Source organism: Micrococcus sp. KRD070, from assembly GCF_017168435.1.
GTDB lineage: Bacteria > Actinomycetota > Actinomycetes > Actinomycetales > Micrococcaceae > Micrococcus > Micrococcus luteus.
The window spans coordinates 369003-377614 of record NZ_JABFNH010000022.1 but is presented as its reverse complement, the minus strand read 5'-3'; the positions used below and the strand labels follow the sequence as shown (position 1 = coordinate 377614).

Here is an 8612-nt window from a genome sequence, read left to right as displayed (position 1 = left end):
GGGCGGGAGGGTCAGTGGATGTAGGAGAAGACGCCCATCATCCCGGCCACGGCGTGGTAAGCGTTGTGGCAGTGGGTTAGCCACTGGCCCGGGTTGTCCGCCTCGAAGTCGAAGACGATGGTATGCCGGGGTTTGATGATGACCGTGTCCTTGCGGGCGCCATGGTCGGCCAGCTGGAAGGTGTGGCCGTGCAGGTGCATGGGGTGCCACATGTCGGTGTCGTTGGTCATCGTGACCCGCACGCGTTCGTCCAACCGGAGTTCGAAGGCGCCCTCGAAGGGGTTGGCCGGGTCGAAGCGTCGCCCGTTGATGCCCCAGTCGTACTCCATCATCGATCCGGTGAGGCGTACCTCGTGGGTCCTGGTCGGGTCCTTGGGTGGGAGCAGGACGGATTCGTGTGCCTTCAGTCGGCTGCCATCGAGCACGGTTCCGCCCAGGGTCTGCGGGAGCCGACCGGAGAGCGTGGTCTTTGGACCGGCTGCGATGATGCCGTAGGCGTGGCCGGTCTTGCCCTCGGGCAGGGCCAGTACGGGCACCGCCTGGTCGCCGAGGGTGATCAGCACGTCCAGGCGTTCGCCCATCCCCAGGACGACGGCATCGGCCTGGCGGGGCTGGACCGGGAACCCGTCGGTGTGGGTGATGGTCAGTTCCTGGCCGGGGATCCCGACCCGGTAGGCGGTGTCTCCGGCCGCGTTGATCAAGCGCAGGCGGATCCGGTTGCCCGGGGTGCTGGAGAAGGTGTCCGGGTCGGATGGGGGGCGGCCGTTGAACAGGTGCACGGGGATCTTCACGTCGCCGGCGTCCCCGCCCAGATAGTCGCTCTCAGCGCCCATGAGCATGTGCTTCATGGGCATGCCCGAGGAGCTGTCCTGGCTCATGGACCCGTGGTCCATGCCCGCCATGCCGGCCATGCCCTCCATGTCGCCGGACATGTCCATCCCGGCGGAGAGTTCCTCGACGACGTCCTGCGGTGTTCCGGTGATCCCGTCGAGCCAGTCGTCCAGGATCACGACCCATTCCTGGTCGTAGCTGAGGGGCTCGTTGGGGTCCTCGACGATCAGGGCCCCGTACAGGGCGCGTTCGCGCTGGGTGTCGAAGTGGGAGTGGTACCAGTACGTGCCCGGATGGGACAGCCGGAAGCCGTACGTATAGCGTCCTCCGGCGGCGATGGGGTCCTGGGTCACCCCCTGGACTCCGTCGGCGTCGTTGCGCAGGGCCAGCCCGTGCCAGTGCACGCTCGTGTCCTCGGGCAGGTCGTTGGCGACGCTGACCTTGAGCAGGTCCCCGGTCTGGGCGCGCAGCAGCGGCCCGTTGAGGCCGTCGTTGTATCCCCAGGTGGTCAGGCCCCGACCCTGGAGGGAGGTCTCGAGGGGTGCGGCGGAGAGCCGGTGGGTGACGGTGGTGCCCGAGGCGGCGCGTCGTTTCTCGTACTCGGCGACCAGCGGGTCGGTGGGCAGGATGCGCCCTGACGGTTGGGGGCTGATGACGGGATCGGCGCAGGCGGCCAGCCCGGCCAGCGCCAGGGCCCCGACGGAGGCGCCCAGGAAGGTGCGGCGGGTGGTCAGTGAGGAGGTCATCGGTTCTTCTTTCCGTCATCCGGCCCCGTGTCGCAGGCGGGCGCGACGGGGCCGGGCATGGCTGATCAGTTGCTGGGTGAGGCCGGTGGCGTACCGGGGCTGCGTGCCGCTGTCACCCGGAGGTATTGGCGGACCCTGCGCTCACCGGTGGGGCGCGGCCGGGGGCTTTAGGTGCGGCTGACGGCCAGTTGAGCCAGTGAAGGGTCCACGGGGGCCGGAAATGGGCAACCCAGGGCAGGGGTGGTGCGGTCAGTCCCCCACCGGGGCTAGGCAGGAGGGCCCGGGAGGCCAAGTGGGACACGACAGGTGCCTTGGTCAGGGCCGAGGCGCAGGTATCGTCCACGGCCTCCAGGGCACAGACCGGCAGCCCGGGGTCGGCTGCCTCATCCCCGGCAGGCTCGGCCGGGAGCACGACCTCGGGCACCATGCCGGCCGGACCGATGGCGCCCGGCCCGAGGTGATGAACAGTTGTGGCGGCGGCCGTAGCGGTGGCGGCCCAAGCCGCGCTGGTGCCCGTACCAGCGTGCATCCCGAGCAGGCCCAGGATCAACACGAGGGTGCCCAGAACGGTTCGAAGGGCGGGCCAGCCGGACAGGGGGCGGCGGGGGGAGGTCACAGCAGCGATTCGGTGGTGTTCCCGCCGTCCGTGGTGGACAGCACGGTCGAGCCGACGACCAGCAGTGCTTCGGTCTGCCCGTCGTCGGTGATGCCCGTTCCCAGGGCGGTGGCCGTGCCGACCGGGCGGTCGCTGGCGGTCCAGGTGTCGCCGGCGTCGGTGCTGGTCAGCAGGTGTCCCTCGGTGCCGGCGCCCACGGCGGTGGTGTCATCGGCCCAGGCGACCAGGTGCATCAGCTGGGGGGTGTCCAGGGTGGTCCAGGTCGCGCCGTGGTCGGTCGAGCGCAACATGCCGGTTTCGGTGGTGGCCAGCACGGTCCCGGTTTTGGGGGAGATCGCCAGCGATGCCGGGGCGACGGGGATCTCAAGGCTCTGCCAGGTGAGGCCGTCGGTGCTGGCGCGCAGTTGCCCATCGAAGCCGAGGACCCCGTTCGGGCCGGCGGCCAGGGCGTGGAAATCGGATGCGCCGCCGCGGGAGAGCACCGTCCAGCTCTGGCCCCGGTCGGTGGACTCGGCCAGGCCCAGCGGCTCGGGCAGGTCGGTGCGCGGCGCGGGGTGACCCGAGGCCAGGTAGCGGCCCTCGGGAGTCAGAGTGAAACCCATGAAGTCCACGACCGGACCGACCTGGGTCAGCTCCCCGTCCTGGAGCCGGAACAGGCCCTGGTGGGTGGCCAGCAGCACCTCACCGGACTCGGGGTCCCGGGTGAGGGCATGGACGTGGGTGATGGCCGTGCCGGTGCCCTGCGTGCCGGTGCCGGCCGCCGGGGATGTCGCGGGGTTCGGCGCGGCGCAGGCGGTGAGGGTGCCAGCGCCGAGCAGGGTCAGCCCGCCGGCGATCAGGGTTCTGCGGGTCAGGGGGGTCATGGAGCCTTTCCGCCCCGGGCCAAAAGGCGGGGCTTCTACCATTGTCGGCCGGTGACGCGCCGGGATGGGGCGGTTTGCCTTGAAGATTCGATGAAGATTCCCCGCCCCGGCACCGTTCTGAGCCGCCGGGGCGCGAGACAGAGCGAGACTGGACCCATGAACTCTGGCACTGGCACTGGGACTGACACTGGGACTGGTCCGGCGGCCGGCCGGGTGTTGGTGGTCGATGACGAGAAGCCGCTGGCGCGCATGGTGGCCACCTACCTGGAGCGGGCCGGCTACGAGGTGGCCCTCACCCACACCGGCCCGGCCGCAGTGCAGGCCGCCCGGGTTCACGAGCCCGACGTGATAGTCCTGGACCTGGGCCTGCCCGGGCTGGACGGGATCGAGGTGTGCCGGCGGGTGCGGGCCTTCTCCGAGTGCTATGTGCTGATGCTCACCGCCCGCGGCGATGAGCACCACCGGTTGGAGGGATTGGCGGTGGGGGCCGATGACTACATCACCAAACCCTTCAGCGTCCGGGAGCTGGTCGCCCGGGTGGGGGCGGTCATGCGCCGGCCGCGCACAACGGTGTCAGCCCCCGAACCGGAACGGGTCTGCGGTGACCTGGTCATCGACCTGGCCGCCCACGAGGCCCGCGTGTCGGGCCAGGTGGTGCAACTAACGCGCACGGAGTTCGACCTGCTGGCCGCCTTGTCGGGGCGCCCGCACCAGGCCTTCTCCCGGCGCCAGCTGATCGATATCGTCTGGGACCCGGCCTGGGTGGGCGATGAACGGCTCGTGGACGTGCACATCAAGAACCTGCGCCGCAAGCTCGACGCGGACCCGGCCCGCTATATCGACACCGTCCGCGGGGTCGGCTACCGGATGGCGGAGCAATGACCGGCCGGCGGCGCTACCAAGGATTAGCGGCCCGGTTCTTCCTCGCCCAGCTGCTGGTGGTGGGGGCCAGCGTGCTGGCCGCGGTGGTGGTGGCCTCCCTGGCCGGCCCACCACTGTTCCACGAGCACCTGGAACAGGCCGGGGCCGGACACGATGCAGCCCAGATGCTGCACGTGGAGCAGGCCTACCGGGACGCCAATTTCTGGACCCTGGGCGTGGCCCTGGCCACGGCCTTGATCTGTTGTCTGGCATTGACCTGGCATGTCGCCCGCCGGATCCAGAGTCCGATCAACGCCCTGACCCAGGCGGCCAAGGCCATGGCCGGTGGACGGTACGACACCCGCGTGCCGGCCATGGGCGCCGGCACCGAGGTGGAGGAGCTGGCAGGGTCTTTCAACACCATGGCCGCACGGCTTCAGCGCACCGAGGACACCCGTCGACGGATGCTCTCGGACCTGGCCCACGAGCTGCGCACCCCCGTCTCCGTGCTGACCGTCTACCACGAGGCCCTGCAAGACGGGGTGTCCCACTGGGACGAGCCCACCGGTGAGCTGATGGGCGAGCAGCTGGCCCGGTTGACCCGGCTGGTGGAGGACATCAACGACGTCTCCCGCGCCGAGGAGGGCCGGATCGAACTGGACCGCAGCCCCCAAGGGGTCAGCGGGCTGCTGCATGCCGCGACCGAGGCCCACAAGGAGGCCTACGCCACCAAGGGCGTGGCCCTGACCATGGACGCCGATCCGGGCCTGGCCGTGGACGTGGACCGCCAGCGCATGGGCCAGGTCCTGGGCAACCTGCTCACCAACGCCCTGCGCCACACCCCGGCCGGGGGCCGGGTCACCCTCGAGGCCCGACAAAGCCCGTCCGGGGTCACGCTCAGCGTCACCGACACCGGGGAGGGGATCTCTCCCGAGCACCTGCCGCACGTCTTCGAACGCTTCTACCGCGGGGACACCGCCCGCGACCGTGACCACGGCGGCTCCGGGGTCGGCCTGGCCATCTCCCGAGCTCTCATCCAGACCCACGGCGGCACCTTGAGCGCCACCTCCACCACGGCCGGGGCGACGTTCACCATCGACCTGCCCACCAAGCAGCCCCCGACCAGCCCACCTACCGGCGCACCCGTTTATCCACCGTGAACACCGGCGCTCCACCCCTTGAATGATACCCCCGGGGGGTATATACCAAGAGGAGAGGCGCCGTCCGGCGCCGCCCTCAGACCTGAAGGAGACCGTCATGACCGAATCCGCCCGCACCCCGCTGCCGGGGGCCACCAACGGCTGCTCGTGCTGCGCCCCAGCCGCCGACGCCACCGCCCCCACCGGGCACCAGAGTGCCGACCCAACCGGGACGAGCGCCGGCGACGCGACCTACCAGGTGGAGGGCATGACCTGCGGACACTGCGTGGGCTCCGTCGCCGAGGCCGTGAGCGCCCTGGACGGGGTGGACGATGTCCGGGTCGAACTGGTCGCCGGCGGGGCCTCCCCCGTCACCGTGACCGGGCCCGCCTCCGCGGACTCCGTGCGGACGGCCATCGAAGCGGCCGGCTACCGCGTCCGGATCTAACCGACCCATCCCCTCGAGGTCGGCGCCCCACCGCCGAGCCGGTCGCCGAACAGACCGCCGAGCAGAAGGAACACCATGAGCACCCCGCACCACCACGATCACCCCACCGACCAGACCGCCGAACACCCAGACCCGAACCCCCACGCCGGCCACGCCAACCACACCGACCATGCCGCCCACCACCCCGCGGACGCGGCCACCCACGGGCAGGCCATGCCCCAGGGCCACGCCCACTCGGCCCTGGACGAGGACCACCAGGTCCACGACCACGGTCAGCACGCCGGGCATTCCACCGCGATGTTCAAGAACCGGTTCTGGGTCTCACTGGTGCTCTCCATCCCGGTGGTGTTCTTCAGCCACATGGTCGGGCAGCTGCTGGGCTACCACGTCCCCGAGTTCCCGGGCTCGGCGTGGATCGCCCCGGTGCTGGGCACCGTGATCTACCTCTATGGCGGCATGCCCTTCCTGAAGGGCGGGCTGACCGAGTTGCGCGCCCGCCAGCCCGGGATGATGCTGCTGATCGCGATGGCCATCACGGTGGCCTTCGTCGCCTCCTGGGTCACGACCCTGGGCATCGGGGACCTGATGCTGGACTTCTGGTGGGAGCTGGCGCTGCTGGTGGTCATCATGCTGCTGGGCCACTGGATGGAGATGCGCGCCCTGGGCGCGGCCTCCTCCGCCTTGGACGCGCTGGCGGCGCTGCTGCCGGAGGAGGCCGAGAAGGTCGTGGACGGTGACACCATCACCGTGCCGATCACCGAGTTGGCCGTGGGCGATGTGGTGCTAGTGCGGGCCGGGGCCCGGGTGCCGGCCGACGGGACCATCCTCGAGGGCGCCGCGGAGTTCGACGAGGCGATGATCACCGGGGAGTCGAAGCCCGTGCTGCGCCAGGCCGGGGACACGGTGGTCGCTGGGACCGTGGCCACCGACAACACCGTGCGGGTGAAGGTGGCCGCCGTCGGGACCGACACGACCCTGGCCGGGATCCAGCGGATGGTCGCCGACGCCCAGGAATCCTCCTCCCGCGCCCAGGCGTTGGCCGACCGGGCGGCGGCCCTGCTGTTCTGGTTCGCCCTGGTTGCGGCGATCATCACCGCGATCGTGTGGACCGCGATCGGCCAGCCCACCGACGCGGTCACCCGCACCGTGACCGTGCTGGTGATCGCCTGCCCGCACGCCCTGGGCCTGGCCATCCCGCTGGTGATCGCCCTCTCCACGGAGAAGGCCGCCAAGTCCGGGGTCCTGATCAAGGACCGGATGGCCCTGGAGCGGATGCGCACCATCGACGTGGTCCTGTTCGACAAGACCGGCACCCTGACCGAGGGCGCCCACGTCGTCACCGCCGTCACCGCGATGCCCGGCGTGTCCGAGGCAGAACTGCTGGCGGTGGCCGCCGCGGCCGAGGCTGACAGCGAGCACCCCGTGGCCCGGGCCATCGTCACCGCCGCCGGGCAGCACCCGCAGGCCAGCACGTTGCGCAAGCGCGGCACGGACTTCAGTGCTGCCATGGGCCGCGGGGTGCGCGCCACCGTGGACGGCTCCGAGATCCTCGTCGGGGGCCCGAACATGCTGCGCGAGCTTAACCTGACCATGCCGGCGGAGATCACTGAGCACACCGCCTCCTGGACCGCGCGCGGGGCCGGGGTGTTGCACGTGCTGCGCGAGGGGTCCGTTATCGGCGCGGTCGCCGTGGAGGACAAGGTCCGCCCCGAGTCCCGGGCCGCCGTGGCCGCCCTGCACGCCCGCGGCATCAAGGTCGCGATGATCACCGGCGATGCCCGCCAGGTCGCCGAGGCCGTCGGGGCGGACCTGGGCATCGACGAGGTCTTCGCCGAGGTCCTCCCCCAGGACAAGGACACCAAGGTCACCGAGTTGCAGTCCCGGGGACTGTCCGTGGCCATGGTGGGCGACGGCGTCAACGACGCCCCGGCGCTGGCGCGGGCCGAGGTCGGCATCGCCATCGGCGCCGGCACCGACGTGGCCATGGAGTCCGCCGGCGTTGTGCTGGCCAGCAACGACCCCCGCGCGGTGCTGTCGATGATCGAGCTCTCCCAGGCCAGCTACACCAAGATGATCCAGAACCTGGTGTGGGCCACCGGCTACAACGTGCTCGCCGTGCCGCTGGCCGCCGGCGTGCTCGCCCCGATCGGGTTCGTGCTCTCCCCCGCGGTGGGCGCGATCCTGATGTCCGTCTCCACCATCGTGGTGGCCCTCAACGCCCAGCTGCTGCGCCGGATCGACCTGGACCCGGAGCACCTGGCTCCTCTCGAGCGCCCCCGGTCGCAGGCTGCCCTTCAGCCGGCTGCGGTTTCCTGATCTCGCCCCTTGGCGTGAACCCTGATGTGAACCCTCAACCCACCATGAAAGGACCCACCATGAAACGCACCATGACGCTGACCGCCCTGACCCTGGCCTCCGCCCTGACCTTGACCGCCTGCGGCACCGGGGCCCAGGACGAGAACGCCGGCGCTGAGGCCTCGGCCACCGCGACCGGCTCCGCCCCCGCCGCCACCCCCGCGGCCACGGACACCGCGACACCGTCCGCCACGGAATCGGCTACTAGCTCGGCCACCGGTTCGGCCGAGGAGGTCTCCGCCGAGCACAACGACGCGGACGTGATGTTCGCCCAAATGATGATCCCGCACCACCAGCAGGCCGTTGAGATGAGCGAGATGCTGCTGGCCAAGGATGACGTCCCGGCGGAGGTGGCCGCGTTTGCCCAGAAGGTCATCGACGCCCAGGGCCCGGAGATCGAGCGCATGAACGCCATGCTCACCGCCTGGGGCCAAGACCCCGTGGACACGGACGGCATGGACGGTATGGAGGGCATGGACCACGGCGGGATGTCCGGGATGATGTCCGAGGAGGACATGACCGCCCTCGACCAGGCCCAGGGCACCGAGGCCGCCCGGTTGTACCTGGAGCAGATGACCGCCCACCACAAGGGCGCCGTGGACATGGCCAAGGACGAGGCCAAGGACGGCCAGAACCCGCAGGCCGTGCAGCTCGCCGAGCAGGTCATCGCCGACCAGGAGGCCGAGATCACCGAAATGCAACAGATGCTCGACAAGCTCTGAGCACCGTCGTCCGCTGCGGGCATCCGGTGAG

6 protein-coding genes and 1 pseudogene are annotated in these 8612 nt (G+C 70.7%); 5 read left to right on the top strand and 2 right to left on the bottom strand.

Annotation, left to right across the window (positions count from 1 at the left end; all coding sequences use genetic code 11):
- Positions 1–11: 11 nt before the first annotated feature.
- Together J1M38_RS09405 and J1M38_RS09400 are read right to left on the bottom strand one after the other, a co-directional pair.
- Entirely contained in the window at positions 12–1577 is a 1566-nt protein-coding gene (locus tag J1M38_RS09405; protein WP_041102731.1) for a multicopper oxidase family protein, read from the bottom strand.
- 612 nt (positions 1578–2189) lie between these two features.
- Positions 2190–3056: a F510_1955 family glycosylhydrolase gene (locus J1M38_RS09400; protein WP_036340675.1), complete on the bottom strand. Its 867-nt coding sequence runs from the start codon at positions 3054–3056 to the stop codon at positions 2190–2192.
- Between the two features lie 156 nt (positions 3057–3212).
- On the opposite strand from J1M38_RS09400, the gene J1M38_RS09395 reads away from it, so the two are divergent.
- From J1M38_RS09395 to J1M38_RS09375, 5 genes and pseudogenes are all read left to right on the top strand, one after another.
- Positions 3213–3938: a response regulator transcription factor gene (locus J1M38_RS09395; RefSeq protein WP_036340673.1), complete on the top strand. Its 726-nt coding sequence runs from the start codon at positions 3213–3215 to the stop codon at positions 3936–3938.
- A pseudogene (locus tag J1M38_RS09390) lies at positions 3935–5103 on the top strand (sensor histidine kinase). The gene J1M38_RS09395 and the pseudogene J1M38_RS09390 overlap by 4 nt, the downstream one beginning before the upstream one ends.
- A gap of 71 nt (positions 5104–5174) precedes the next feature.
- Entirely contained in the window at positions 5175–5504 is a 330-nt protein-coding gene (locus J1M38_RS09385) for a heavy-metal-associated domain-containing protein (protein ID WP_206482014.1), read from the top strand.
- 297 nt (positions 5505–5801) lie between these two features.
- A complete protein-coding gene (locus J1M38_RS09380) occupies positions 5802–7820 on the top strand; it encodes a copper-translocating P-type ATPase (protein WP_201749648.1) in 2019 nt (672 codons plus the stop codon).
- Between the two features lie 59 nt (positions 7821–7879).
- Positions 7880–8581 carry a DUF305 domain-containing protein gene (locus tag J1M38_RS09375; RefSeq protein WP_041102733.1) on the top strand — a complete coding sequence of 234 codons (702 nt, stop codon included), beginning with the start codon at positions 7880–7882 and terminating at the stop codon, positions 8579–8581.
- The last annotated feature ends 31 nt before the right edge of the window (positions 8582–8612 follow it).

Coding starts and splice junctions, on each gene's coding strand:
- J1M38_RS09385 (WP_206482014.1), top strand. CDS start 5,175: ATGACCGAATCCGCCCGCACCCCGCTGCCGGGGGCCACCAACGGCTGC.
- J1M38_RS09400 (WP_036340675.1), bottom strand. CDS start 3,056: ATGACCCCCCTGACCCGCAGAACCCTGATCGCCGGCGGGCTGACCCTG.
- J1M38_RS09375 (WP_041102733.1), top strand. CDS start 7,880: ATGAAACGCACCATGACGCTGACCGCCCTGACCCTGGCCTCCGCCCTG.
- J1M38_RS09395 (WP_036340673.1), top strand. CDS start 3,213: ATGAACTCTGGCACTGGCACTGGGACTGACACTGGGACTGGTCCGGCG.
- J1M38_RS09380 (WP_201749648.1), top strand. CDS start 5,802: ATGTTCAAGAACCGGTTCTGGGTCTCACTGGTGCTCTCCATCCCGGTG.
- J1M38_RS09405 (WP_041102731.1), bottom strand. CDS start 1,577: ATGACCTCCTCACTGACCACCCGCCGCACCTTCCTGGGCGCCTCCGTC.